Source organism: Streptomyces sp. NPDC030991 (assembly GCF_055571235.1).
In genome coordinates, this window is record NZ_JBVIFR010000037.1 from 22,328 (window position 1) to 47,757 (window position 25,430).

Here is a 25,430-nt window from a genome sequence, read left to right on the forward strand (position 1 = left end):
GGGCCCGCGGCCCCTCCCTAGACTTGCCCACCATGCGAAGCGATCCCGTCGTCCGGATCACGAGTCTGGTGAAGCGGTACGGAGGCAAGACCGCGGTCGACGGCCTCGACCTGGAGACCGGCCCCGGCGTCACGGCCGTCCTCGGCCCCAACGGCGCGGGCAAGACCAGCACCATCGAGATCTGCGAGGGCTATCGCCGGCCGGACTCCGGCACCGTCCGCGTCCTCGGCCTCGACCCGGCCAGGGAAGCCGGCCGGCTCCGCCCCCGGATCGGCGTGATGCTCCAGTCCGGCGGCGTCTACCCGGGGGCCCGGGCCGACGAGATGCTGCGCCACATCGCCAAGCTGCACGCCGACCCGCTCGACGTGGACGCCCTCATCGAGCGCCTGGGGCTCGGCAGCTGCGGCCGTACGACGTACCGGCGGCTGTCCGGCGGGCAGCAGCAGCGCCTCGCCCTCGCGATGGCCGTGGTCGGCCGCCCCGAGCTGGTCTTCCTCGACGAGCCGACCGCGGGCCTCGACCCGCAGGCCCGCCGCGCCACCTGGGACCTGGTCAGGGACCTGCGCACCGACGGTGTCTCGACGATCCTGACCACGCACTACATGGACGAGGCCGAGCAGCTCGCCGACGACGTGGCGATCGTCGACGCCGGCCGGGTCATCGCCCAGGGCTCCCCCGAGCAGCTCTGCCGCGGCGGCGCCGAGAACACGCTGCGCTTCACCGGCCGCCCCGGCCTCGACGTGGCCTCCCTCCTCAAGGCCCTGCCCGCCGACTCCGCCGCCGTCGAACTCACCGCCGGCTCCTACCGCGTGGCCGGCAAGGTCGACCCGCAGCTGCTCGCGACGGTCACCTCCTGGTGCGCCCAGCACGGCGTGATGCCGGAGAAGATCTCCGTCGAGCGGCACACTCTCGAAGACGTCTTCCTGGAACTGACCGGCAAGGAGCTGCGCGGATGAGTGCCACTGATCCGGCCTCCCCGGCCGGGGGTCCGGGGGTTGCCCCCGGGAAGACACAGTCTGGAACTGACCGGAAAGGAGCTGCGCGGATGAGCGCCGGTACGTACGTCCCGAAGCCCGGAGCGGCTCCGCTGCCCCGCATGATCGCCGCGCAGGCCGCGCTCGAGACGAAGATGCTGCTCCGCAACGGCGAGCAGCTCCTTCTCACCGTCGTCATCCCCACCCTCCTGCTGGTGCTGTTCTCCTCGGTCGACATCGTGGACACCGGCTCCGGCAAGGCGGTCGACTTCCTGACGCCGGGCGTCCTCGCGCTCGCCGTGATGTCGACGGCCTTCACCGGGCAGGCCATCGCGACGGGCTTCGAGCGCCGCTACGGCGTCCTCAAGCGGCTCGGCGCCTCGCCGCTGCCCCGCTGGGGCCTGATGGCGGCCAAGACCCTCTCGGTGCTGGTCACCGAGGTCCTGCAGATCGTCCTGCTCACGGTCATCGCCTTCGCCCTGGGCTGGTCCCCGCACGGCAACCCCTTCGCCGTGCTGCTCCTGCTGGTCCTCGGCACCGCCGCCTTCTCCGGGCTCGGCCTGCTCATGGCCGGCACGCTCAAGGCGGAGGCCACGCTCGCCGCGGCCAACCTGGTCTTCCTGCTCCTGCTCGTCGGCGGCGGCGTCATCGTGCCGCTCGACAAGTTCCCCGACGCCGCCCGGTCGGTGCTCGACCTGCTGCCCATCTCGGCGCTCTCCGACGGCCTGCGCGACGTCCTCCAGGACGGTGCCTCGATGCCCTGGGGCGACCTGGGCATCCTCGCCGTGTGGGCGGTCGTGGGGCTCGGCGCGGCGGGGCGCTTCTTCCGCTGGGAATGAGCGCCGCGCTTGTAACAGGCGTCACAGATGGCCCACTTACGTCCCCCTCGTGAAGGCGTGCACAAGCGGCCCCCTACGATGGGGCGCGTGCCCAACGTGACCCGCGCCGACGCCGTCCGAGCGCTCCGCAACCCGCTCGCCTTCATCGCCGAGCACTGGACCCCCACGCAGCGGACCGTCCAGCGTGCGGCCCTCTCCGCCGTCGTCATGACGGTGGTCATCGTCATGACCGGCGGCGCGGTGCGCCTGACCGGGTCGGGCCTCGGCTGCCCGACCTGGCCCAAGTGCACCGACGAGTCGCTGGCGGCGACGAGCGAGATGGGCTTCCACGGAGCCATCGAGTTCGGCAACCGCATGCTCACGTACGTGCTGTGCGCGGCGGTCGGCTGGGCCATCATCGCCGCCCGCTCCCAGAAGCCGTGGCGGCGCTCGCTGACCCGGCTCGGCTGGCTCCAGTTCTGGATCGTCATGGGCAACGCGGTGCTCGGTGGCATCGTCGTCCTGGTCGGCCTCAACCCGTACACGGTCGCGGCCCACTTCATCCTGACCACCGCCCTCCTCACGGTCGCCGTGGTGATGTGGCAGCGCACCCGCGAGGGCGACACGGAGCCTCGCCCGCTGGTCGGCACGTCGATCAAGCAGCTCGTCTGGTTCCTGGTCGTCGCCTCGGCTCTCCTCATCGCGGTCGGCACGGTCGTCACCGGCGCGGGCCCGCACGCCGGTGACTCCAGCGACGTCCATCGGATGCCGCTCGACTGGGAGACGGTGGCCAAGGGGCACGCGGTCCTGGCCTGGATCGTGGTGACGCTGACCTTCGCCCTCTGGTTCGTCCTGAAGGCGGTCGACGCCCCCAAGGGTCCGCTGCACCGCACCCGTGACCTGTTCCTGATCCTGCTCGCCCAGGGCGTCATCGGGTACGTCCAGTACTTCACGGACCTGCCCGAGATCCTCGTCGGCGTGCACATGCTCGGCTCGGCGCTGGTCTGGATCGGCGTCCTACGCGTCGTCCTGTCGCTGCGGGAGCGCCCGCTGTCGGCGGCGGACGTCCCGGCGCAGGCGGACTCGACGCTCTCGACCGTCTGACGCACCGGGAAGCGCGAGAAGCACGGCGGGCGGCGCGCGAGGCGCCCAGGGCCTCGGTCGGCCGAGCCGCGTAGGCACGCGGGGTGCACACGGGGTGCCGGTCAGCCGACCGCGTTCTCGATGTCGAGGCCGTAGACCCGGGCCGCCGTCCCCGCCGCGATCATCGACGCCACCCGCTGCGCGTCGCCCAGGGACCACGCGCCTTCGGAGACCCAGGCGCCGAGGACCCGGGCCAGCGCGTCGCGGAACAGGCGGGCGCCGACCACGTGCAGCTCGGGGATGCCGTGGGCGCCGCTGGAGAACAGCAGCTTGCCGAACGGCGCCAGTTCGAGGATCTCCGCGAGGACCGCCGGGGCCCGGGCCCCGGTGCGGGCGAGGGCCGGGCCCAGGTCGGCGTAGACGTGCGGGAAGATCCCGGCCAGATGAGCGGCGTGCCGGTGGTACGGGTAGCCGTGCAGCAGGATCAGGTCGGTGCCCAGACCCGCCGTGGCCCGCGCGAAGTCCGTCAGCAGCACCGGGTCCGTGCGGTCGATCCGCAGGCCCGGTTCGCCGAGCCCGGCGTGCAGTTGCAGCGGCCGCCCCGAGGCCACCGCGATCCAGAGCAGGTGGCGCAGCAGGACCGGGTCCGTCAGCGGGCCGCCCACCGTGCGCCCCGCGAGCCAGCGGCCCGCCGCGCCCCGTACCTCGCCAGGACCCGGCGGCTGCGGTACCAGCGCGAGTCCGTGGCGGACGCCCGCGAGCGAGGTGAAAGCCACCGCGCCGGCGGCCGCGGCGTGCACCGACTCGGCGAGGTTGGCGAGGAAGGACTCCACGGTTCCGGAGGTGTCCGCGACCTGCTCGGCCAGCAGTTCGAGGCGGACGATCTCGTGGGCGTCCGCCGCCGTGGCCCGGGCCATCTCGGCCGGCCCGGTCAGGTCGCCGGGCAGCCCCGTGTCCATCAGGTACGTGGTGATGCCGCTGCCGCGCAGGAGCCGCCGGCCCGCTTCCATGACCCCGAGTTCGCGGCGCCTGGCCAGATAGCGGGCGGGTCCGCAGTGCGGCTCCAGACCGAGCAGGGGCGGGCACCAGCGGCGGACCGCGAAGCCGGTCTGGGTGTCGAAGAAGGTGGTGCCGGAGGCGGGCGGCCCCTCGCCCCGGCCGAGGTGGGCCTCGAAAGTACCGAGGCCCAGCTCCGTACGCAGCACCCCGTGGCAGTACTGATCCACCAGGGAGGGCGTTTCGATCATCCGGGGCTCCCGTTGATGGACCGTGCTCCTACAGTCCTAACGGGTGAACGGGCGCCTGGTGTTGCTCGACCACGCGTCGTACACCTGCGCCCATGCCCACCGAACGACCGCCGCCCGCTGTCCGCCGTCAGCCGTCAGCCGTCAGCCGTCAGCCGCCGAGCTGGATGCCCGCCATGCGCTTCCACTCGTACGGGCCGGTCTCGACCTTCGCGGCGAACTCGCCGTCGAAGTCCTCGTGGACCGTGATGCCGGCCTTCTCCACCGCCTTCTGCGCGACCTCGTACGTGCCGGCCACGAGGTCGCCCCAGCCGCCGTCCTCGCCGACGAGGACGATGCGTGTGCCGCGCTCGCCGAGGTACGCCAGCTGCCCCTCGGCGCCGCCGTGCGCCTTGGCGAAAGCGCCGATGTCCTTGGCCAGCCGGGCCGCCCGGCGCTCGTCCTTCGCCGCCCGACGGGGCGTCTCCACCGCTTGAGTCTCTGCCATGAGCAGGATGCTACCGACGAGTAGCGAAACAAGCGATGGGTGGGGTGCGTGGCCTGGGCCACGCACCCCACCCATCGGCAGGCGCTTGCGAGCGGTCAGCGCAGGAAGGGGTCCACCGCCACCGCCACGAAGAGCAGCGAGACGTAGGTGATGGACCAGTGGAACAGCCGCATCTCCTTGAGCTTTCCGCCCGTGACCTCGGCCTTGGCGCGGTTCTGCAGCCCGTGCGCCTCCCACAGCCAGAAGCCGCCCGCCAGGAGCGCGACCACCGTGTAGAACCAGCCCGTGTAGCCGAGCGGCGTCAGCAGCAGCGAGACGGCGACCATCACCCAGCTGTAGAGGACGATCTGGCGCGCCACCACCTTGTTGGAGGCGATGACCGGAAGCATCGGCACGCCCACGCGCGCGTAGTCCTCCTTCACCTTCATGGACAGCGGCCAGTAGTGCGGCGGCGTCCAGAAGAACATGACCAGGAAGAGGATGACCGGCGCCCACGACATGGAGTCGGTCACCGACGACCAGCCGATGAGGACGGGCAGGCAGCCCGCGATCCCACCCCACACGATGTTCTGCGACGTGCGCCGCTTCAGGATCATCGTGTAGACGATCACGTAGAAGAGGAGCGCGCCCAGCGACAGCCAGGCCGACAGCCAGTTGACCGCGAAGCCGAAGAGAAGCGTGGAGATCACCGCGAGGGTGATGCCGAAGACCAGGCACTCGATCGGGCTCACCATGCCGGTGACCAGCGGCCGCTGCGACGTGCGGTCCATGAGGGCGTCGATGTCGCGGTCGTACCACATGTTCAGCGCGTTGGCGCCGCCCGCGGAGAGGTAGCCGCCGAGGCAGGTGATCAGCACCAGCTTCAGATCGGGCACACCCTGCTCGGCGAGGAACATCACCGGCACCGTGGTGATCAGCAGCAGCTCGATGATCCGCGGCTTGGTCAGCGCCACGAACGCCTTGACGCGAGCACCGAACGGCCTCCGGCCTTGGTTGCTGCTGCTCGTCAGCGCTCCCGCTGGACGGGATTCGACGGCCGTCACGCACACCCCTGACAAAGACTCCAGCGAGCCCCAAGCAGTCCACTTGATGTGAAGTCCCGGTAAAGGCTCGCGCGTACCACGCCACTCTAGACGTTGCCTATACCTCGCCCTTCGCGGGGGTGGGTCGTGTTGAAAGGCTCCTGCGGATGAGCCCGCGAAGCCTCGGACGAGCCCCCGGATGAGCGGCTCCGTAATCAGGTGAGGAAGGGCGTCCATCCCTGTCAGGAGGCGGATTGCACGGAGTCCCGGCAGTCTGGAATGACTCGAAAGAATGCTTGTTCCAGCAGGGGTAGGCTCGACAACAGCCGGTGAGACCGACGTCACCGGTACAAGACATGTGGAGAGGAGCCCTGACCCAGGGTGAGCACCAAGCCGACCACCACTGACCTCGAGTGGACCGATGTGGACCAGCGGGCCGTAGACACCGCGCGCGTCCTGGCCGCCGACGCCGTACAGAAGGTCGGCAACGGCCATCCCGGTACGGCGATGAGCCTGGCCCCGGCCGCGTACACCCTCTTCCAGAAGGTGATGCGGCACGACCCGGCGGACGCCGACTGGGTCGGCCGGGACCGTTTCGTCCTGTCCGCGGGCCACTCGTCCCTGACCCTCTACATCCAGCTGTACCTGGCCGGGTTCGGCCTGGAGCTGGATGACCTGAAGTCGTTCCGGACCTGGGGCTCCAAGACCCCCGGCCACCCGGAGTACGGCCACACCACCGGCGTCGAGACGACCACGGGCCCGCTGGGCCAGGGTGTCGCCAACGCGGTGGGCATGGCGATGGCCGCCCGCTACGAGCGCGGCCTCTTCGACCCGGAGGCGGCCCCCGGCACCTCCCCGTTCGACCACTTCATCTACGCGATCGCCGGTGACGGCTGCCTCCAGGAGGGCATCTCCTCCGAGGCGTCCTCGCTCGCGGGCCACCAGAAGCTCGGCAACCTGGTCCTGCTGTGGGACGACAACCACATCTCGATCGAGGGCGACACCGAGACGGCGGTCTCCGAGGACACCTGCAAGCGGTACGAGGCGTACGGCTGGCACGTCCAGCGGGTCGCCGCGAAGCCGGACGGCGACCTCGACCACGAGGCGATCTACAACGCCATCGAGGAAGCCAAGAAGGTCACGGACAAGCCGTCCTTCATCGCGATGCGCTCGATCATCGCCTGGCCCGCCCCGAACGCGCAGAACACCGAGGCCGCGCACGGCTCGGCGCTGGGCGACGACGAGGTGGCCGCCACCAAGCGTGTGCTGGGCTTCGACCCCGAGAAGACCTTCGAGGTCTCCGACGAGGTCATCGGCCACACCCGCAAGGCCCTCGACCGCGGCGCCCAGGCCAAGGCCGAGTGGGAGAAGTCGTTCCAGGAGTGGCGTTCCGCCAACCCCGAGCGCGCCGCGGAGTTCGACCGCATCAACGCGGGTGAGCTGCCGCAGGGCTGGGAGGAGAAGCTGCCGGCCTTCGAGACGGGCAAGGGTGTCGCCACGCGCGCCGCGTCCGGCAAGGTCCTCCAGGCGCTCGGCCCGGTCATCCCCGAGCTGTGGGGCGGCTCCGCCGACCTCGCCGGTTCGAACAACACGACGATCGACAAGACGTCGTCCTTCCTTCCGGAAGGGAACACGCTGCCGGAGGCTGACCCGTACGGCCGTACGATCCACTTCGGTATCCGCGAGCACTCCATGGCCGCGGAGATGAACGGCATCGCGCTGCACGGCCACACCCGCATCTACGGCGGCACGTTCCTGACGTTCTCCGACTACATGCGCAACGCCGTGCGCCTGTCGGCCCTGATGCACCTGCCGGTGACGTACGTGTGGACGCACGACTCCATCGGCCTCGGCGAGGACGGCCCGACGCACCAGCCGGTCGAGCACATCGCCTCGCTGCGCGCCATCCCGGGCCTGAACGTGGTCCGCCCGGCCGACGCCAACGAGACGGCCATCGCCTGGCGCGAAATCCTCAAGCGCGGCAAGAAGGACTATGGCAAGAGCGCCCCGCACGGCCTGGTCCTGACCCGCCAGGGTGTGCCGACGTACGACGCGAACGAGGACACCGTCAAGGGTGGCTACGTTCGGGTCGAGGCGTCGAAGGCCACGCCGGACCTCATTCTCATCGCCACCGGCTCCGAGGTGCAGCTCGCCGTCGAGGCGCGCGAGACCCTGGAGGCGGAGGGTGTCGCCACTCGTGTGGTGTCGATGCCCTCGGTCGAGTGGTTCGAGGAGCAGGACCAGGGGTACCGGGAAAGCGTCCTGCCGCCGTCGGTCAAGGCCCGGGTCGCGGTCGAGGCCGGCATCGGTCTGACGTGGCACAAGTACGTCGGTGACGCGGGGCGCATTGTTTCGCTGGAGCACTACGGTGCTTCGGCCGACGGCAAGGTCCTCTTCCAGGAGTTCGGTTTCACTGCCGAGAACGTGGTGGCCAAGGCCCGGGAATCCCTCGCCGCGGTCCAGCGCTGACGCCCGACGGGGTTCTTCCGGGGGAGAACCCCGGACCCCCAGACACGTAGGAGATGCAATTTCCATGACAGACGCACTGAAGCGCCTCTCCGAGGAGGGCGTCGCGATCTGGCTGGACGACCTGTCGCGCAAGCGGATCACGTCCGGCAACCTCGCCGAGCTGATCGACCAGCAGCACGTCGTGGGCGTCACGACCAATCCGTCGATCTTCCAGAAGGCGATCTCGGAGGGTGACGGTTACGACCAGCAGCTCTCCGACCTCGCCGCCCGACGGGTCACCGTCGAAGAGGCCATCCGCATGATCACGACGGCGGACGTCCGCGACGCCGCCGACATCCTGCGCCCGGTCTTCGACGCGACCGGCGGCCAGGACGGCCGGGTCTCGATCGAGGTCGACCCGCGGCTCGCGCACAACGAGCACGCCACGGTCGCCGAGGCCAAGCAGCTGGCGTGGCTGGTGGACCGGCCGAACACGCTCATCAAGATTCCGGCGACCCGTGCGGGCCTGCCCGCGATCACCGAGGTCATCGGCCGGGGCATCAGCGTGAACGTGACGCTGATCTTCTCCCTGGAGCGGTACCGCGAGGTCATGGACGCCTACCTGGCCGGTCTGGAGAAGGCGAAGGCCGCGGGCCTGGACCTGTCCAAGATCCACTCGGTCGCGTCCTTCTTCGTCTCCCGTGTGGACACCGAGATCGACAAGCGGATCGACGCCCTCGGCACGGAGGAGGCCAAGGCGGCGCGCGGCAAGGTCGGCCTCGCCAACGCCCGGCTCGCGTACGAGGCGTTCGAGGAGGTCTTCTCCTCCGACCGCTGGGCCCCGCTCGACAAGGCGCAGGCCAACAAGCAGCGTCCGCTGTGGGCCTCGACCGGCGTGAAGGACAAGGCGTACAAGGACACCCTGTACGTCGACGACCTGGTCGCCCCGGGCACGGTGAACACCATGCCGGAGGCCACGCTGGAGGCCGCGGGCGACCACGGCCAGATCACCGGGAACACGATCGCGGGCACGTACGACCAGGCCCGCAAGGAGATCGAGGCAGTCGAGAAGCTCGGCATCTCCTACGACGAGGTCGTGCAGCTCCTCGAGGACGAGGGCATCGACAAGTTCGAGGCGTCCTGGAACGACCTGCTCAAGTCGACCGAGGCGGAGCTCAAGCGCCTCGCCCCTTCGGAGGGCTGAAACCTTGACCGCACACGGAGCCAACCCGCTCCGTGACGCCGCAGACCGACGGCTCCCGCGTATCGCGGGGCCGTCGGGGCTGGTGATCTTCGGCGTCACGGGCGATTTGTCACGTAAAAAGCTGATGCCCGCTGTGTACGACCTTGCCAACCGGGGTCTGTTGCCGCCGGGCTTCTCGCTGATCGGGTTCGCCCGCCGCGACTGGGAGGACGAGGACTTCGCCCAGGTCGTGCACGACGCGGTCAAGCAGCACTCCCGCACCCCCTTTCGCGAGGAGGTCTGGCAGCAGCTCATCCAGGGCATGCGCTTCGTCCAGGGCAACTTCGACGACGACGAGGCCTTCGAGACCCTGAAGTCGACGATCCAGGACCTCGACAAGTCGCAGGGGACGGGCGGGAACTTCGCGTTCTACCTCTCCGTCCCCCCCAAGTTCTTCCCCCTGGTCGTGCAGCAGCTGAAGGAGCACGGCCTGGCGGACGCGCCCGAGGGCTCCTGGCGGCGCGCCGTCATCGAGAAGCCGTTCGGTCACGACCTCGCCTCGGCGAAGGACCTGAACGCGATCGTGCACGAGGTGTTCGACCCGGACCAGGTCTTCCGGATCGACCACTACCTCGGCAAGGAGACCGTCCAGAACATCCTGGCGCTGCGCTTCGCCAACCAGATGTTCGAGCCGATCTGGAACCGGAGTTACGTCGACCACGTGCAGATCACGATGGCCGAGGACATCGGCATCGGCGGCCGCGCCGGCTACTACGACGGCATCGGCGCGGCCCGTGACGTCATCCAGAACCACCTGCTCCAGCTGATGGCGCTCACCGCGATGGAGGAGCCCGCCTCCTTCGACGCGGACGCGCTCGTCGCCGAGAAGGCCAAGGTGCTCGGCGCCATCCGGTTGCCGAAGGACCTGGGCGAGAACACGGTCCGCGGCCAGTACGCGGCCGGGTGGCAGGGCGGCGAGAAGGCCGTCGGCTACCTCCAGGAAGAGGGCATCGACCCCAAGTCGAAGACCGACACCTACGCGGCCGTGAAGCTGGAGGTCGACAACCGCCGCTGGGCGGGCGTCCCCTTCTACCTGCGCACCGGCAAGCGTCTGGGCCGTCGTGTCACCGAGATCGCGGTCGTCTTCCAGCGCGCCCCGCACTCCCCCTTCGACCACACGGCGACGGAGGAGCTGGGCCAGAACGCCATCGTGATCCGCGTCCAGCCGGACGAGGGCATCACGGTCCGCTTCGGCTCGAAGGTGCCGGGCACGTCCATGGAGATCCGGGACGTGTCGATGGACTTCGCCTACGGCGAGTCCTTCACCGAGTCCAGCCCGGAGGCGTACGAGCGGCTCATCCTGGACGTCCTCCTGGGCGACTCCAACCTCTTCCCGCGCACGGAGGAGGTCGAGCTGTCCTGGAACATCCTCGACCCGATCGAGAAGTACTGGGACACGCACGGCAAGCCCGCGCAGTACCCGTCCGGCACGTGGGGGCCCGCAGAGGCGGACGAAATGCTCGCACGAGACGGACGGAGCTGGCGCCGGCCATGAAGATCGACCTCACGGACACCACCTCCAGCAAGATCAACAAGGCGCTGGTGAAGGGCCGCCGCGCCGTCGGCACCCCGGCCGTCGGCATGGTCCTGACCCTCGTCATCGTCACCGACGAGGAGAACGCCTACGACGCGCTGAAGGCGGCCAACGACGCGTCGCGCGAGCACCCCTCGCGCACGCTCGTCGTCATCAAGCGCGCCGCCCGCTCCCCGCGCGACCGCACGAAGTCGCGGCTCGACGCGGAGGTGCGGGTCGGGGTCGAGGCCGGCACCGGCGAGACGGTCGTGCTCCGCCTCTACGGCGAGGTCATCAACCACGCCCAGTCGGTCGTCCTGCCGCTGCTGCTCCCCGACGCCCCGACGGTCGTGTGGTGGCCCGTGGACGCGCCGCTCGACCCCGCGCAGGATCCGCTGGGCGCGCTGGCCCAGCGCCGCGTCACGGACACGTACGCGGCCGAGCAGCCGATCCACGAGCTGGAGGCCCGCGCGGCGTCCTACGCGCCGGGCGACACGGATCTGTCCTGGACCAGGATCACGCCGTGGCGCTCCATGCTGGCCGCCGCCCTGGACCAGGTGGCGTGCGACGTCACGTCGGTCGAGGTCGAGGGCGAGGAGTTCAACCCGAGCTGCGAGCTGCTCGCGATGTGGCTCGCGGACCGGCTCGACGTGCCCGTGCGGCGCACCCTCTCGCCGGGTCCCGGCCTGACCGGTGTCCGTATGGAGTCCACCTGCGGCCCGATCGTCCTCGACCGGGCCGACGGCATCCTGGCCACGCTCTCCATCGAGGGCCAGCCGGACCGGGCGGTCGCGCTGAAGCGCCGTGAGACGTCCGAGCTGATCGCGGAGGAGCTGCGCCGCCTCGACCCGGACGACACGTACGCGTCCTCGCTGCGGTTCGGCGTGGACCGGCTGGCCGAGTCCACCGAGCGGACGCGGACGACCGCGGAGACTCCGACGGAGGCGGCTCCTGCCCCGCAGGAGAAGGCGGCCCCGGAGGAGAAGGCAGCCCCCGAGGAGGAGGCGCCCGCCAAACAGGTGCCTGCCAAGAAGGCGGCCACCAAGAAGGCGCCCGCGAAGAAGGCTCCGGCCAAGAGGGCTCCGGCCAAGAAGGCGGCGGCGAAGTGAGCGCGGCACCCCAGCTCGTCGTCCACCGCGACAAGGAGCTGATGGCGCAGGCCGCCGCGGCCCGGCTGATCACCAAGATCGTCGACGCCCAGGCGGCCCGCGGCTACGCCTCCGTCGTCCTCACCGGCGGCCGCAACGGCAACGGCCTGCTGGCGGCGCTCGCGGCGGCGCCCGCCCGGGACGCCATCGACTGGAGCCGCCTCGACCTGTGGTGGGGCGACGAGCGGTTCCTGCCGGACGGCGACCCGGAGCGCAACTACACGCAGGCGAAGGAGGCACTGCTCGACTCGGTGCCGCTCGACCCCGACCGCGTGCACCCCATGCCCGCGTCGGACGGCCCGTACGAGCCGGACGCCGCGGCCGAGGTGTACGCGGCCGAGCTCGCCACGGCGGCGGGGCCCGAGGACCACGGCCCCGTGCCGACCTTCGACGTCCTGATGCTCGGTGTCGGCCCGGACACGCACGTCGCGTCGCTCTTCCCCGAGCTGCCCGCCGTCCGTGAGACGGAGCGCACGGTGGTCGGTGTGCGGGGCGCCCCCAAGCCCCCGCCCACCCGGATCACGCTCACCCTCCCGGCGATCCGGGCCGCCCGCGAGGTGTGGCTGCTCGCGGCCGGCGAGGACAAGGCGAAGGCGGCCGCGATCGCCCTGTCCGGCGCGGGCGAGATCCAGGCCCCCGCGGCGGGTGCGTACGGTCGCTCGCGCACGCTGTGGCTGCTCGACGCGGCCGCCGCGTCGCAGTTGCCGCCGGAGCTGTACCCGCCGGCCGTCGCGTAAGTTCCGGCCCGGCTCTAGGGCGACACACGCGTAAGGCCCCGCATCCGCCCGGATGCGGGGCCTTACGCGTGCTGCGGGACCCGGTAGTCGGTGCCGTCCTCCTCCCGGACGAGCAGGCCGTCGCTGACGCAGTAGCGGCGCAGGGCGGCGGTGTCGTCGTGGACCGTGAGCAGCGCCGCGTTGATCTCGCCCTCGCTGTAGGTGCGGCCGGTGTCGAAGAGGGTGTCCGTGAGATGGACGAGGAGTTCGTGGCGCACCGCGGGGCGGACCGGGATCGCGGTCAGCCGGCCGCGGGCGAAGAAGCCGGTGAGGTGGCGCGGGACGCCCGTGGCGGATTCGGCGGTCCGGGCGCGGCGGAACACCTCGGGCCCGGCGCGCAGCGACCCGTCGTCGAGCCGCTCGACGAGCCCGGCGGCGACCAGCCTGCCCAGATGCTTGCGCGCGGCCGGGGAGTCGGCCTCGCGCGGTGACAGCTCGTCGAGCACTATGCGCGCGTACAGCTTGAGTCGTTCGGGGTCGGCGAGGGCCGACATGAGCTGATCCACAGGGGTGCCTCCCGGCTGGGTCACGAACGGGCAGTCTCACCCGCCGGGCGCCGCCCCCGCACCCGTTTAACCGGAACGGCCCCGCAACTGCCGGTACGTGGCTACGAGCGCCTTGGTCGACGTATCGAGTCCTGGCACGTCCGCGCCCTCCGTCAGGGCGGGTTCAAGGCGCTTGGCGAGCACCTTGCCGAGCTCGACGCCCCACTGGTCGAAGGAGTCGATGTTCCACACGGCGCCCTGCACGAACACCTTGTGCTCGTAGAGGGCGACCAACTGCCCGAGCACGGACGGCGTGAGGGACTTCGCGAGGATCGTCGTCGTGGGGTGGTTGCCCTTGAACGTCTTGTGCGGCACCAGCTCGTCGGGCACGCCCTCGGCGCGCACCTCGTCCGGCGTCTTGCCGAAGGCCAGCGCCTGCGTCTGCGCGAAGAAGTTGGCCATCAGCAGATCGTGCTGGGGCGCGAGCCCCGGCCGGAGGTCGGCGACGGGCTCGGCGAACCCGATGAAGTCCGCCGGGATCAACTTGGTGCCCTGGTGGATGAGTTGGTAGTAGGCGTGCTGGCCGTTGGTGCCCGGGGTGCCCCACACCACGGGGCCGGTCTGCCAGCCGACCTCGTCGCCGTCGCGCTGCACGTACTTGCCGTTGGACTCCATGTCGAGCTGCTGCAAGTAGGCGGTGAACTTCGACAGGTAGTGACTGTAGGGCAGTACGGCGTGCGACTGGGCGTCGTGGAAGTTGCCGTACCAGATGCCCAACAGGCCCATGAGGAGCGGCACGTTGGTCTCGGCGGGGGCGGTGCGGAAGTGCTCGTCGACGAGGTGGAAGCCGTCGAGCATCTCGCGGAAGGCGTCGGGTCCGATGGCGATCATCAGAGACAGACCGATGGCGGAGTCGTACGAGTACCGGCCGCCGACCCAGTCCCAGAACTCGAACATGTTGGCCGTGTCGATGCCGAACTCCGCCACCTTCCCGGTATTCGTCGACAGCGCCACGAAGTGCTTGGCGACGGCCTCCTGACCGGCTTTCAGCTCGGACAGCAGCCAGGTGCGCGCGGAGGTCGCGTTGGTGATCGTCTCGATGGTGGTGAAGGTCTTCGAGGCGATCACGAACAGCGTCTCGGCGGGGTCGAGGTCGCGGACGGCCTCGTGCAGGTCGGCGCCGTCGACGTTGGAGACGAAGCGGACGGTGAGGTCGCGGTCGGTGAAGGAGCGCAGCACCTCGTAGGCCATCGCGGGGCCGAGGTCGGAGCCGCCGATGCCGACGTTGACGATGTTCCTGATGCGCTTGCCGGTGTGTCCTGTCCACTCGCCGGAGCGGACCTTGTCGGCGAAGACGGCCATCTTGTCGAGGACCGCGTGCACCGCCGGCACGACGTTCTCGCCGTCGACCTCGATCACCGCGTCACGCGGGGCGCGCAGCGCGGTGTGGAGCACGGCCCGGTCCTCGGTCGTGTTGATCTTCTCGCCGCGGAACATGGCGTCGCGGAGGCCGAAGACGTCGGTCGCGGCGGCCAGCTCGCGCAGCAGCCGCAGCGTCTCCTCGGTGACCAGGTGCTTGGAGTAGTCGAGGTGCAGGTCACCGACGTCGAGCACCAGGCCGGAGCCGCGCGCCGGGTCCGCGGCGAACAGCTCGCGCAGTTGCACGTCGCCCAGCCGCTTCCGGTGCTCGGCCAGCGCCTGCCATTCGGCCGTCCGGGTGAGCCGCGTGCGGCCCTCTGTGCCTGCTTCGAACGCGTTCATCTCGGACTCCAGCCGCCTCTCGTACGTGCGTACGTGCCTTGCCCCGCTGCTCCGACCAACCTAATCGATCAGCGGTCGGTATGAGCGGTCTGTCCGGGCGGGGCACGGCCGTGCGGGTCAGTGGCCGCCGCGGTGCAGGCGTCCCGCGTAGTGGTCCTCCAGGCGGCCGTTGCGCTCGAAGCCGCCGGGCAGGTTGGCGGAGACGTAGACGGGCGGCTCGTGGCCCTCGGCGAGCAGCAGGGCCACGGCTTCGGCCACGACCATCTGCACGAGCAGCGCGGAGGTGATCGTGGAGACGCCGCAGAGCCTGGCCCCGTCGGGCAGCGGCAGGATCGCGTCGCCGGTGGGCGCGCAGTTGTCGAGGACGGCGTCGGCGTGGTCGGCGAGGCGGCTGCCGCTCGTGTGCAGGGCGGGGACCGCGCGGGTGTGCTCCAGCGAGGTGAGGGCGATCAGCGGGTGCCCCTTCTCCTTGACCAGGAGCGCCATGTCGACGATGGAGTTGTTGACGCCCGAGTTGGAGATGATCACGAACAGGTCCTGTGGGCGCGGGGTGCTCAGTTCGTAGAGGCGGGCGGCGAGCCCGGGGCGCCGCTCCAGGAGCGGGTCGGCGAGGACCGAGCGGTCCTCGCCGCCGCGCAGGACGAGGTCGTGCAGGGCGACGCGGGTGGTGGGGATGAGGCCGCCCGCGCGCCCGGAGATCTCCAGGGCGGTCGCCTGCGAGTGGCCGGTGCCGAAGGCGTGCACGACGCCGTCGGCGGCGACGCAGTCCGCGATGAGGCGGGCCGCGGCGGTGACGCCGTCCTTGTTCGTGGCGACGGCGCGCTCGACGTGCGCGCGCACCTGGTCCGCCAACTCGGCCGCGCCGAGCAGCTGTTCCGTCATGACCCCGACCACCTTCGGTTCATTGATTCAATTGAAGCCCTACGAAGCGAAAGGTTGAACCAGGCGGGTGACTCCCGTCAAGGCATCCCCGGCGATTCGGAGAGCAGCAATCGCGCCAGGGCCACGGCGCCCCCGGTCCCGTCCGGCACGGAGGTGCAGCGCAGTCCCAGCGGCTCCACGGCCGCGCGCAACCGCTCCCGCAAGGGGCCACCAGGGCCGAGGAGTCCGCCCGTGACGACCAGCGATTCCCCGGGCTCGGGGTCTAACGTCCTTACGGTGTCGCCGAGTTGTGCGGCGGCCTCGTCGAGCAGCGCTCGCGCCCAGGCGTCGCCGCCTTCCGCCGCCGACGCCACCAGGGGGCTCAACTCGGCCAGTACGACCGGTCGTTGCGCGTAGGCCCAGCTCGCTATCGCCTGCTTGAGGCGGTGCCGCCCGCCCCAGTCGAGTGCGGGGTCCGCCCGCCCCGGCACCACGCGGTCGAGCACCAGCGTCACCAGCGGCCCCCACTCCGCGCGGCCGTCCACCGCCCGCAGCGCGCCGCGCAACGCCTGCTGCCCGAGCCAGAAGCCGCTGCCCGTGTCGCCGAGCAGCCACCCGTCCCCGTCCACGACGCGCACCGTGCGCCGCCCGGCCACCCGCGCCGCCGCCGCGCCGGTCCCCGCGACCAGCACCAGCCCGTCGGCCGGGGCGCCCGGACCGGAGGCGCAGGCCACCTCCACATCGCCGTACACGCGCAGCGCCGCACCGGCGATGCCCAGCAGGGCCAGCGCTTCGACCAGGCACTCCTCGGCGACGCCGCGCCCGCGCACCGAGCCGCCGCCCTCCCCCGCGCCGGCGAAGCCGCCGACGATCCCGGCCACCGCGCCGCGCACTCCCACCGGGACGGCAGCCTCCAGCGCCTGCGCCAAGTGCCGGACGAGTGAGGGGCGTTCGACGCCGAGCGCGTTGCCCGGGCCGCCGTGTCCGATGCCGACGACGCGGCCGTCCGCGTCGACGCAGCGCGCCCGCACCCGGGTGCCTCCGGCGTCGATGCCAACGGTGAGCGGAGCGACGTATCGAACGATGGATTCAGTCAGCACACCGCATGATGATTGATAGATTCAGCACGGGACAACACCCCGATACCGCCGGGCACCACCGGACCTGGCCCGGCCGGAACCCTGGCACCACCCCAGACCCACACCACCGGCACCGAGAGACCCCCATGATCACAGCCCGGATCCGCTCCGAACTGCCCACGCTCAGCGGATCGTTGCGCAAGGTCGGCGCATATGTGCTGGCCGACCCCGCCGCGGTCGCGGGGATCTCGGCGGCCGACCTGGGGCGTCGCACCGGCACCTCGCAGGCCACCGTCACCCGGTTCTGCCAGGCCCTCGGCCTGGAGACGTACCAGCGGCTGCTGCTCGAACTCGCCAAGGAGCAGGGCGAGAAGGACCACGAGGACGATCACACGGGGCACGACCGGCCCCTCGGCCCCGACATCGGCCCGGACGACGATCTGGAGCACCTGATCTCCGTCGTCGCCCACGCGGACCTCCAGGCGCTGCGCAGCACCCGCGACCAGCTGGACCGCGGCGCCCTGGAGGCGGCGGCCCAGGCACTCGCCAAGGCGCGCCGCATCGACGTCTACGGAGTGGGCGGCTCGGGCATCCTGGCGCGCGAGACGGAGGCCCGCCTGTTCGGCATCGGCATGCCGGCCCGCGGCTGGACGGAGGTGCACGCCGCGCAGACCTCGGCGGCGCTGCTGACACCGGCGGACGCGGCCGTCGCTCTCTCCCACTCGGGGCGCACCCGCGAGGTGCTGGCCCCGCTGCGGCTCGCCGCCGAGCGGGGTGCCACGACCGTCGCGGTCACCGGCGACCCGCGCTCGCCCGTCGCGCAGGCGGCCGCGGTGCATCTGACCTGGACGGCGGCGGAGACCAGCTTCCGGCGCGGCAGTTTCGGCGCCCGCCACTCGGCGCTGCTGATCCTCGACTGCCTCTACGCGCGCGTGGCGCAGCTGACCTATGAGCGGGCGACCGCCTCGATCGCGCTCACGGCACACATCTCCGAGGAGCACGCGGCGCGTCCACGCCGCCGCTCCTGAAGCCCGGCCAACGGCACCGGCCGGGCGCCCTGAGGGGCACCCGGCCGGTCCGAAATCTAGATCTCACCCCGCAGTTTGGCGAGGGCCTCCGCGAGGATCGCCTCGCCGTCCGCGTCGCTGCGCCGCTCGCGTACGTAGGCGAGGTGCGTCTTGTACGGCTCTGTGCGCGGCGGGTCCGGCGGACTGTCCCGGTCCTGCCCGGCGGGGAAGCCGCAGCGCGGACAGTCCCAGGTCTCCGGCACCTGCGCGTCGGAGGCGAAGCTCGGCTGCGTCTCGTGCCCGTTCGAGCACCAGAAGGAGATGCGCAGGCGCGGCGCGGACTCGCCGCGCTCGGCCTCGCCCATCGGCCCCGCCCCGACCCGACTTCCTCGGATCGCGTTGCCACTTGCCACGGTCGTAACTCCCTGCGTGATGGTGCCGCGAAGCGTGTCGGCGTCTCGCTTCGCCGCGGAGCGCCTCAGTCTACGTAAGGCCCAACGCGCGTCCAGTGATTGGAGTTACCTGCCCTCCCCTAGACGCAAGCCCCATGATAGGCGGCGCTGTTGGGCGCGTACCGGACATGGGGCTTTACGTGAGCTCTGTGCAGTTGTGACGGGTCGAGCCCAGGGCCCGGCCGGCGAAGTCAGTTGTTGATCTTCATCAGGATGCCGAGCACGACGATGCACGCGAACCAGAGCAGACCGAGCACGATCGTGATCCGGTCCAGGTTCCGCTCGGCGACCGACGAGCCGCCGACGGAGGACTGCATGCCGCCACCGAACATGTCGGAAAGGCCGCCGCCCTTTCCCTTGTGCATGAGCACCAGGAGCATCAGCAGCAGGCTGAAGACGATCAGGGCGATCGAGAACCCCATAACCACGGCTGGACCAACTTCCTCGGAACTTTTCGGACGACGGGGCCGAAGCCCATGATGGAGAAGAGCTTCGGCCCCGCAAGGGTACGACGTATCACCGCTAGCGCATACTCACAGGTCGCGCCACTCGGGAATCACTGCTCGTGGAACCGGACGATCTTGACGAACTCCTCGGCGTCCAGGGAGGCGCCGCCGATCAGGGCTCCGTCGATGTCCGGCTTGCCCATGATCTCGGCGACGTTGCCGGACTTCACCGAACCGCCGTACTGGATGCGGACCTTGTCGGCCACGTCCTGCGAGTACAGCTCGGCGAGCTTGGCACGGATCGCCGCGCAGACCTCCTGCGCGTCGTCGGCGCCGCACACCTTGCCGGTACCGATGGCCCAGACGGGCTCGTAGGCGATGACGACGGTCTCGGCCTGCTCGGCGGGCAGGTCCTTGAGGCCGCCCTCGACCTGGGCGAGCGTGTGGGAGACGTGGTCGCCCGCCTCGCGCACGTCCAGCTCCTCGCCGACGCACAGGATGGGGGTCAGGCCGTGCTTGTAGGCGGCCTTCACCTTGCTGTTGACGATCTCGTCGGTCTCGTCGTGGTACTGCCGGCGCTCGGAGTGGCCGATCGCCACGAACGTGCACTTGAGCTTGGCCAGCATCTGGCCCGAGATCTCACCGGTGTACGCACCGGAGTCGTGCGCCGAGAGGTCCTGGGCACCGTACTTGATCTTGAGCTTGTCGCCGTCGACCAGCGTCTGGACGGAGCGCAGGTCGGTGAAGGGCGGCAGGACGGCGACCTCGACGGCCTCGTAGTCCTTGTCCGCGAGGGCGAAGGCGAGCTTCTGGACGTGGGCGATGGCCTCGAGGTGGTTGAGGTTCATCTTCCAGTTGCCCGCCATCAGCGGCGTGCGCGTGCTCATTAAGGGTCAGTCCTCCAGTGCGGCGAGACCGGGCAGCGTCTTGCCCTCGAGGTACTCGAGGGAGGCGCCGCCACCGGTCGAGATGTGGCCGAATGCCTTCTCGTCGAAGCCCAGGGTACGGACGGCCGCGGCGGAGTCGCCGCCGCCCACCACGGTGAAGCCCGGGGAGTCGAGGAGGGCCTGGGCGACCGCTTTGGTGCCCTCGGCGTAGTCGGGGTGCTCGAAGACGCCCATCGGGCCGTTCCAGAAGACGGTCTGCGCGTCGGCGAGCTTCGAGGCGTACAGCTTGCGGGTCTCCGGGCCGATGTCCAGGCCCTCCTGGTCGGCGGGGATGGCGTCCGCGGCGACGGTGGTGGGGTTGGCCGGGGCCTTGGTCTTGAGGTCGGGGAACTCCGTGGAGACCAGGACGTCGACCGGGAGCACGATCTCCACGCCGTTCTGCTCGGCGCGCTTCATGTACTCGGTGACGACCGGGATCTGGTCCTCCTGGAGGAGGGAGATGCCGACCTCGTACCCCTTGGCCTTGAGGAACGTGTACGCCATGCCGCCGCCGATGAGCAGCCGGTCGGCCTTGCCGAGCAGCTGGTCGATGACGGCGAGCTTGTCGGAGACCTTGGCGCCGCCGAGCGCGACCACGTAGGGGCGCTTGACGTCGTCGGTGAGCTTCTTCAGGACGCCGACCTCGGTGGCGATGAGGTAGCCGGCGTAGTGCGGCAGCTTCTTCGCGAGGTCGTACACGGAGGCGTGCTTACGGTGCACGGCGCCGAAGCCGTCGCCCACGTAGATGTCGGCCAGGGCTGCGAGCTGGTCGGCGAACTCGCCGCGCTCGGTGTCGTCCTTGCTCGTCTCGCCCGCGTTGAACCGCAGGTTCTCGATGACGGCGACCTGGCCCGGCTCCAGGCCGTTCACCGCGTCGTGGGCGGCGGGGCCGACCGTGTCCTGGGCGAACGCGACCGGCTTGCCCAGGAGTTCACCGAGGCGCTCGGCGGCGGGCAGCAGGGAGAACGCGGGGTCCGGGGCGCCCTTGGGGCGGCCCAGGTGGGAGGCGACGATCACCTTGGCGCCCGCGCCGGCCAGGGCCTCGACGGTGGGCAGGACGGCGCGGATGCGGCCGTCGTCGGTGATCAGGCCGTCGGCCAGCGGCACGTTGAGGTCGGCGCGGACGAACACCCGCTTGCCGTCGACCCCTTCGGCGAGAAGTTCCTCGATGGTCTTCATGACTGGACTCCTAGTGAGGCTGTGAGGCTGACGCGCGAAAGGCCCGGACCGACGCGCGGCTGCGCGCGGGTCCGGACCTTCGCTCACATCGAGCTGCCTTGTTGCTCTGGAACCTTAGAGCTGACCACCGACGAAGACCGTCAGGTCCACGAGGCGGTTCGAGTAGCCCCACTCGTTGTCGTACCAGCCGAGGATCTTCACCGTCTTGCCTTCCTGAACCATCGTCAGGGAGGAGTCGAAGGTGCAGGAGGACGGGTCGCCGACGATGTCCGAGGAGACGATCGGGTCCTCGGTGTAGGTCAGGAAGCCCTTGAGGTCGCCGTCGTCGGCGGCCTTCTTGAACGCGGCGTTGACCTCGTCCTTGGTGACCTCGCGCTGCAGCTCGACGACGAGGTCGGTGGCGGAGCCGGTCGGGACCGGGACGCGCATCGCGATGCCGTCGAGCTTGCCCTTGAGCTGCGGCAGGACCAGGGCGGTGGCCTTGGCGGCACCCGTCGTGGTCGGGATGATGTTCTCGGCGGCGGCGCGGGCGCGGCGCAGGTCCGAGTGCGGGAAGTCCAGGATGCGCTGGTCGTTCGTGTACGCGTGGACCGTCGTCATCAGGCCCTTGACGATGCCGAAGTTCTCGTCGAGAACCTTGGCCATCGGCGCCACGCAGTTGGTGGTGCAGGAGGCGTTGGAGATGACGTGGTGGTTGGCCGCGTCGTACTTGTCCTGGTTGACGCCCATCACGATCGTGATGTCCTCGTCCTTGGCCGGAGCCGAGATGAGGACCTTCTTGGCGCCACCGGCGATGTGCTTCTCGGCGTCGGCCTTCTTGGTGAAGATGCCGGTCGACTCGATGACGATGTCGACCCCCAGCTGACCCCACGGGATGTCGGCGGGGTTGCGCTCGGAGAGCACCTTGATGGTGTGGCCGTCGACGGTGATGGTGTCCTCGGTGTGCGACACCTCGGCCTTGAGACGGCCCAGGATGGTGTCGTACTTCAGAAGATGCGCGGTGGTCGCGGTGTCACCCAGGTCGTTGACAGCCACGATCTCGATGTCCGCACCCTGCTCCAGCAGCGCGCGGAAGTAGTTACGACCGATGCGGCCAAAGCCGTTGATGCCTACGCGGATCGTCACGAACCGATCTCCTCGTTGGTACGCCGGATTCGACGCCGGCGAGATGTATTGGGATGTCCCCGACCGCTCCCGACCCTACCTCCCATAAGGGCTTGGGGTGACATCGAGCGGCCCTATGCAGGACACAGCGGCCCGTACTCGCCAGTAACGTACGGGCCGCCGCATATTTCCCGGGTATTTCAGAGCCGATCAGTCGCTAATTGAGCGCAGCGCCTTTCTGATGAGCGCATTTCGATCGGCGGGCGTCGTGACGTGTTCCAGTCCGAATCCGAGGAGAACCGTGTCCGGGGTGCTGATCGCCCCGTATGTCGTGAACAGGTCCTTGGCGAGCGCCCAGTCCTCCACGGCGGCGGGGCTGCCCTGCGGAGGCCCGGGGACCTGCCAGACGCCCAGGGACGTCTCGAAGCCCTCGGTCCCGGTGGCCTGGCCGCCGATGACGACGGAGAGGTTGTCCGCCCGTACGCCCTCGCCGCCGCTGCCGGGGTCGGAGACGTAGCTGAGGGAGACCTCGACGGACTTGCCGGCGTAGGCGCTCAGGTCGTAGGTGACCGTCTTCCAGTCCTCCGAGGAGCCCGTGAGGCTGTTCCAGGCCCCGGAGGTGCCGGTGTTCGCGCAGGCCGCCCCGTCGGGCGTCAGGTAGCGCCTGAGGGCCGGGTGGTCCTCGATCAGGAAGCCGGCCTCGCACTCGGCGGGTACGGCGTTCGTGGTCAGGCCCCCCGTGTCCGGCAGGGTCGTCCAGTCCTCGGCGCCGACCGTGTGCGCCTCCAGGATCACGTGGTCGTAGCCGGTCTCGGTGTCCCAGAACAACTGCGTCCGCAGGGACGGTCCGTCGGCCGCGGAGACGCCGCTGAGGTCGATGGTGCGGGTCAGCCGCTTGTAGGCGTCGTCGGTGTGCACGGCGGCGGCCATGCCCGCGCCCTCGTACTGGCCGGCCCCGGCGCTCTCGAACTGCGGCAGGGTGGCCGACGTGGCCTCGAACAGACCGGCGCCGTCGAGCGGGTTGCCCGGCGCGTCGCCGAGGGCCGCCGCGACCCCGGCGAGCTCGCCGGAACCGTCGAAGCGGCTGGCGACCGGTGCCGCGGTGCGGGAGTAGGCGCCCAGGTAGTACTGGCTGAAGTCGTTGGTCGTGGTGGAGCCGATGGCGACGGAGCCGCCCGCCTTCTCGCCCGCCTCGATCAGCTTGCCGCCCTCGTTGAGGTAGTCGCGCAGGGCCAGTTGCGTGGCGAGTCCCGGGCGGTCGGCGTCCGTGTAGTGCACGACCGTCTTGAAGTGTCCGAGGATTCCGAGCGCGTCCGGTACGCCCTGCGTGGCGACGTTCCAGACGGCGGCCTTGCGGCCGTCCGCCTTGAGCGCGTCCACATAGGCCGCTGTTCGCCGACCGGTGGCGTCGTTCTCCGCCACGACGAGAGTGTCCGCCTTGGGGCGCGCGGCGACGGTGTACGTGAAGTGGTCACTGGAAGCGCGCTTTCCGGATTTCGTGCGACCGGTGAACCACACCTCTACCTTGTCGCCGACATCGGCGCCCTCGACCTTCGCCCTATAGGCGTCGAAGTGGAGATTGTCCTCGCCCCCGTAGGTCTCACCGCCCTTCCAGGCGCGCAATTCCTCGTCCTGCGAACGACCGCCATTGATGCGGTAGTTCAGCTCCTTGTCACGTACGGACTTACGGGCGACGACGGAGACTTCCTGGTCCCCACCGCGCGCGTACGAGGTGGAGAAGGTCGCCGGGGTGAAGTCGGGCGCCTCCAGGCCGACCGAGGACGACGGCTGGTCCGGGTGGGACGCGGTCTCCGCGACGGAGAGGGCGAAGGGAACGTTCTTCGCGAACTCGTCCTGGATGAGCTTCTCGTCGTCCGGGAACGTGAAGATCGACGCGCAGTCCTGGGGTCGCCAGGCATCGTTCGGGTCGACGTTCGAGGCCGTCTGGCACGTGCTCATCTCGGGGGTGAACATCGAGACGCCGTTCACGTTGGCCGCGTGCCCGTCGGCCTCGCCGTTGGTGGTGTAGAGCTCGGAGGAGACCTGCGGGTGGTAGCCGGGTATCGCGGAGTTCTCCGGGGTGCCGGCGAGCGCCTTGTAGAGCACGTCGTCCGGGGTCGGTGTGGCGACCTGCCAGCCCACTCCGTAGAGCAGCAGTTCGGCGGCGGAGTGGTAGTTGATGGCGTAGTCGAAGCCGATCCGCTTCTCGAACGCGTCGACCGCCCCGGTCTCGGGCTCGGAGTTCGGTCCCGTACCGCGGTAGGTCTCACTGGCCGGGCGCGGGGAGGAGCCCTCGTCGTCGTAGCCCCACTTGTAGGCGAAGTTGCGGTTGAGGTCGACGCCGTCGCCGGTGGTGTAGGCGCCGTCGCCGTTGTTGTCCCGCATGTTCTTGCGCCACTGGCGGTTGGCGGCGGCCTTGTGCGTCCAGTCGTAGCCGTCGGGGTTGGCCGAGAGGACGAACCACAGCTCCGTGGAGTCGACGATCTTCTTGACGCGCCGGTCCTTGGCGTAGTTGTCCACGTAGTAGTGCATGAGGCGGCGGGTCATCTCCGGGGTGATCCACTCGCGCGCGTGCTGGTTGGACATGTAGAGCACGGAGGGTTTGGCGCCGTCCTTGACCTTCTTGGCGCCCTTGCTGAGTTTCAGCGCGAGGATGTCCTGGCCCTGGACGGTCTTGCCGATGGAGACGACCTTGGTGAGGCCGGGGTGCTCCTGGCCGGTGCGGACGATCTCCTCCTGGAGATTTCCCTTGCCGCTGTACGGGCGGAAGACGCCGTCGCCCGCCGCCGCGACCCGGGCCCGCGCCGAGGCCGGCAGCCGGTGCTCGGTGACCTTCACGCCCTTGCCGCGCAGCGCGTCGGCCTGCCGGTCGGTGAAGTAGACCTCGACTTCCGCGGTGCCCTTCGCGGGCACCTGTTCGCTGAGTTCATGGGCGTCCTGGCCCGCCTGGAGAAGCAGGGGCACCTGCTCCTTCGACACCTCGGCGCGGAACACCTTGACGGCGTCCGCGCCGGGGTCCTGGCTCGCTGAACTTCCGTCCTGCGCCTGGGCGACGGGCGCGAGTACGGCCCCTCCCAGCCCCAGGACAAGTGCTCCGACAGCGAGGATCGATCTCGCTCTTCGTCTCATGAGCCCCCCTTGCAGTTGTCTGCCGCGGTCGTGGCGTGCTGCCACAGAAGCGAACAGCCGCCAGACTCATGACAGTTCAAGGTCAAGTCAAGGGGGCCGGAGGGCACCTTCGGGGGGAGCGGAAAGGCCGGTGGGGGGGGGCCCCCCCCGTTCCGCCCCCCCCCCCCCCCCCCCCCTGGCGCCTGTTGTGTTTTCTCCACCGGTTCGCCCTCCCCCCTTTTTGCGCCCCCCCTCCTCCTCCCCCC

General features: G+C 70.3%; 22 protein-coding genes. 9 read left to right on the forward strand and 13 right to left on the reverse strand.

The window, feature by feature from the left end; genetic code table 11:
• Positions 1-32: 32 nt before the first annotated feature.
• From ACZ45E_RS38070 to ACZ45E_RS38080, 3 genes are all read left to right on the forward strand, one after another.
• A complete protein-coding gene (locus ACZ45E_RS38070; protein ID WP_468230603.1) occupies positions 33-956 on the forward strand; it encodes an ABC transporter ATP-binding protein in 924 nt (307 codons plus the stop codon).
• 89 nt (positions 957-1,045) lie between these two features.
• Positions 1,046-1,813, forward strand: a complete 768-nt coding sequence (locus tag ACZ45E_RS38075) for an ABC transporter permease (RefSeq protein ID WP_468230606.1) — start codon at positions 1,046-1,048, stop codon at positions 1,811-1,813.
• 78 nt (positions 1,814-1,891) lie between these two features.
• Positions 1,892-2,896: a COX15/CtaA family protein gene (locus ACZ45E_RS38080; protein ID WP_468230608.1), complete on the forward strand. Its 1,005-nt coding sequence runs from the start codon at positions 1,892-1,894 to the stop codon at positions 2,894-2,896.
• Between the two features lie 101 nt (positions 2,897-2,997).
• On the opposite strand, the gene ACZ45E_RS38085 is transcribed toward ACZ45E_RS38080, so the two are convergent.
• The 3 genes from ACZ45E_RS38085 to ACZ45E_RS38095 form a co-directional block, all read right to left on the reverse strand.
• Entirely contained in the window at positions 2,998-4,122 is a 1,125-nt protein-coding gene (locus ACZ45E_RS38085; protein ID WP_468230609.1) for an amidohydrolase family protein, read from the reverse strand.
• A gap of 148 nt (positions 4,123-4,270) precedes the next feature.
• Complete coding sequence (locus ACZ45E_RS38090; protein ID WP_468230611.1) at positions 4,271-4,606, reverse strand: hypothetical protein; 336 nt, start codon at positions 4,604-4,606, stop codon at positions 4,271-4,273.
• Between the two features lie 95 nt (positions 4,607-4,701).
• Positions 4,702-5,559: a heme o synthase gene (locus ACZ45E_RS38095; RefSeq protein WP_468230654.1), complete on the reverse strand. Its 858-nt coding sequence runs from the start codon at positions 5,557-5,559 to the stop codon at positions 4,702-4,704.
• A gap of 450 nt (positions 5,560-6,009) precedes the next feature.
• Between ACZ45E_RS38095 and tkt the strand changes: the two genes are divergently transcribed.
• The 5 genes from tkt (at position 6,010) to pgl (ending at position 12,717) form a co-directional block, all read left to right on the forward strand.
• On the forward strand, positions 6,010-8,097 hold the full coding sequence (gene tkt, locus ACZ45E_RS38100) for a transketolase (RefSeq protein ID WP_468230614.1): 2,088 nt from the start codon (positions 6,010-6,012) through the stop codon (positions 8,095-8,097).
• Between the two features lie 64 nt (positions 8,098-8,161).
• Positions 8,162-9,280, forward strand: a complete 1,119-nt coding sequence (gene tal, locus ACZ45E_RS38105; RefSeq protein ID WP_468230617.1) for a transaldolase — start codon at positions 8,162-8,164, stop codon at positions 9,278-9,280.
• A 4-nt stretch (positions 9,281-9,284) separates the two neighbouring features.
• Positions 9,285-10,814 (forward strand): glucose-6-phosphate dehydrogenase, encoded by a 1,530-nt coding sequence (zwf, locus tag ACZ45E_RS38110; protein ID WP_468230620.1) that lies wholly within the window; start codon positions 9,285-9,287, stop codon positions 10,812-10,814.
• On the forward strand, positions 10,811-11,941 hold the full coding sequence (gene opcA / locus ACZ45E_RS38115; protein WP_468230623.1) for a glucose-6-phosphate dehydrogenase assembly protein OpcA: 1,131 nt from the start codon (positions 10,811-10,813) through the stop codon (positions 11,939-11,941). The genes zwf and opcA overlap by 4 nt, the downstream gene beginning before the upstream one ends.
• On the forward strand, positions 11,938-12,717 hold the full coding sequence (gene pgl / locus ACZ45E_RS38120; RefSeq protein ID WP_468230626.1) for a 6-phosphogluconolactonase: 780 nt from the start codon (positions 11,938-11,940) through the stop codon (positions 12,715-12,717). The genes opcA and pgl overlap by 4 nt, the downstream gene beginning before the upstream one ends.
• Before the next feature lie 62 nt (positions 12,718-12,779).
• On the opposite strand, the gene ACZ45E_RS38125 is transcribed toward pgl, so the two are convergent.
• The 4 genes from ACZ45E_RS38125 to ACZ45E_RS38140 form a co-directional block, all read right to left on the reverse strand.
• The gene (locus ACZ45E_RS38125; RefSeq protein ID WP_468230628.1) at positions 12,780-13,262 is read right to left on the reverse strand and encodes a DUF2087 domain-containing protein; all 483 of its coding nucleotides are present in this window, start codon (positions 13,260-13,262) and stop codon (positions 12,780-12,782) included.
• Positions 13,263-13,328: 66 nt separating this feature from the next.
• Positions 13,329-15,002: a glucose-6-phosphate isomerase gene (gene pgi / locus ACZ45E_RS38130; RefSeq protein WP_468230631.1), complete on the reverse strand. Its 1,674-nt coding sequence runs from the start codon at positions 15,000-15,002 to the stop codon at positions 13,329-13,331.
• Between the two features lie 117 nt (positions 15,003-15,119).
• Entirely contained in the window at positions 15,120-15,884 is a 765-nt protein-coding gene (locus tag ACZ45E_RS38135) for a sugar isomerase domain-containing protein (RefSeq protein ID WP_468230633.1), read from the reverse strand.
• A 77-nt stretch (positions 15,885-15,961) separates the two neighbouring features.
• Positions 15,962-16,963: an N-acetylglucosamine kinase gene (locus tag ACZ45E_RS38140; RefSeq protein ID WP_468230636.1), complete on the reverse strand. Its 1,002-nt coding sequence runs from the start codon at positions 16,961-16,963 to the stop codon at positions 15,962-15,964.
• A 125-nt stretch (positions 16,964-17,088) separates the two neighbouring features.
• On the opposite strand from ACZ45E_RS38140, the gene ACZ45E_RS38145 reads away from it, so the two are divergent.
• A complete protein-coding gene (locus tag ACZ45E_RS38145) occupies positions 17,089-17,970 on the forward strand; it encodes a MurR/RpiR family transcriptional regulator (RefSeq protein ID WP_468230639.1) in 882 nt (293 codons plus the stop codon).
• 56 nt (positions 17,971-18,026) lie between these two features.
• Here ACZ45E_RS38145 and ACZ45E_RS38150 read toward each other — a convergent pair whose 3' ends face one another.
• The 6 genes from ACZ45E_RS38150 to ACZ45E_RS38175 form a co-directional block, all read right to left on the reverse strand.
• Positions 18,027-18,362, reverse strand: coding sequence for an RNA polymerase-binding protein RbpA (locus tag ACZ45E_RS38150; protein ID WP_072483070.1), 336 nt, complete (start codon positions 18,360-18,362; stop codon positions 18,027-18,029).
• 230 nt (positions 18,363-18,592) lie between these two features.
• Positions 18,593-18,823 carry a preprotein translocase subunit SecG gene (secG, locus tag ACZ45E_RS38155; protein ID WP_324766249.1) on the reverse strand — a complete coding sequence of 77 codons (231 nt, stop codon included), beginning with the start codon at positions 18,821-18,823 and terminating at the stop codon, positions 18,593-18,595.
• A gap of 134 nt (positions 18,824-18,957) precedes the next feature.
• Positions 18,958-19,734: a triose-phosphate isomerase gene (gene tpiA / locus ACZ45E_RS38160; RefSeq protein ID WP_468230642.1), complete on the reverse strand. Its 777-nt coding sequence runs from the start codon at positions 19,732-19,734 to the stop codon at positions 18,958-18,960.
• 6 nt (positions 19,735-19,740) lie between these two features.
• Positions 19,741-20,952 (reverse strand): phosphoglycerate kinase, encoded by a 1,212-nt coding sequence (locus tag ACZ45E_RS38165; RefSeq protein ID WP_468230644.1) that lies wholly within the window; start codon positions 20,950-20,952, stop codon positions 19,741-19,743.
• Positions 20,953-21,066: 114 nt separating this feature from the next.
• Complete coding sequence (gap, locus tag ACZ45E_RS38170) at positions 21,067-22,077, reverse strand: type I glyceraldehyde-3-phosphate dehydrogenase (protein WP_468230646.1); 1,011 nt, start codon at positions 22,075-22,077, stop codon at positions 21,067-21,069.
• Positions 22,078-22,266: 189 nt separating this feature from the next.
• The gene (locus tag ACZ45E_RS38175; RefSeq protein ID WP_468230648.1) at positions 22,267-25,185 is read right to left on the reverse strand and encodes a M14 family metallopeptidase; all 2,919 of its coding nucleotides are present in this window, start codon (positions 25,183-25,185) and stop codon (positions 22,267-22,269) included.
• Between the last annotated feature and the right edge of the window lie 245 nt (positions 25,186-25,430).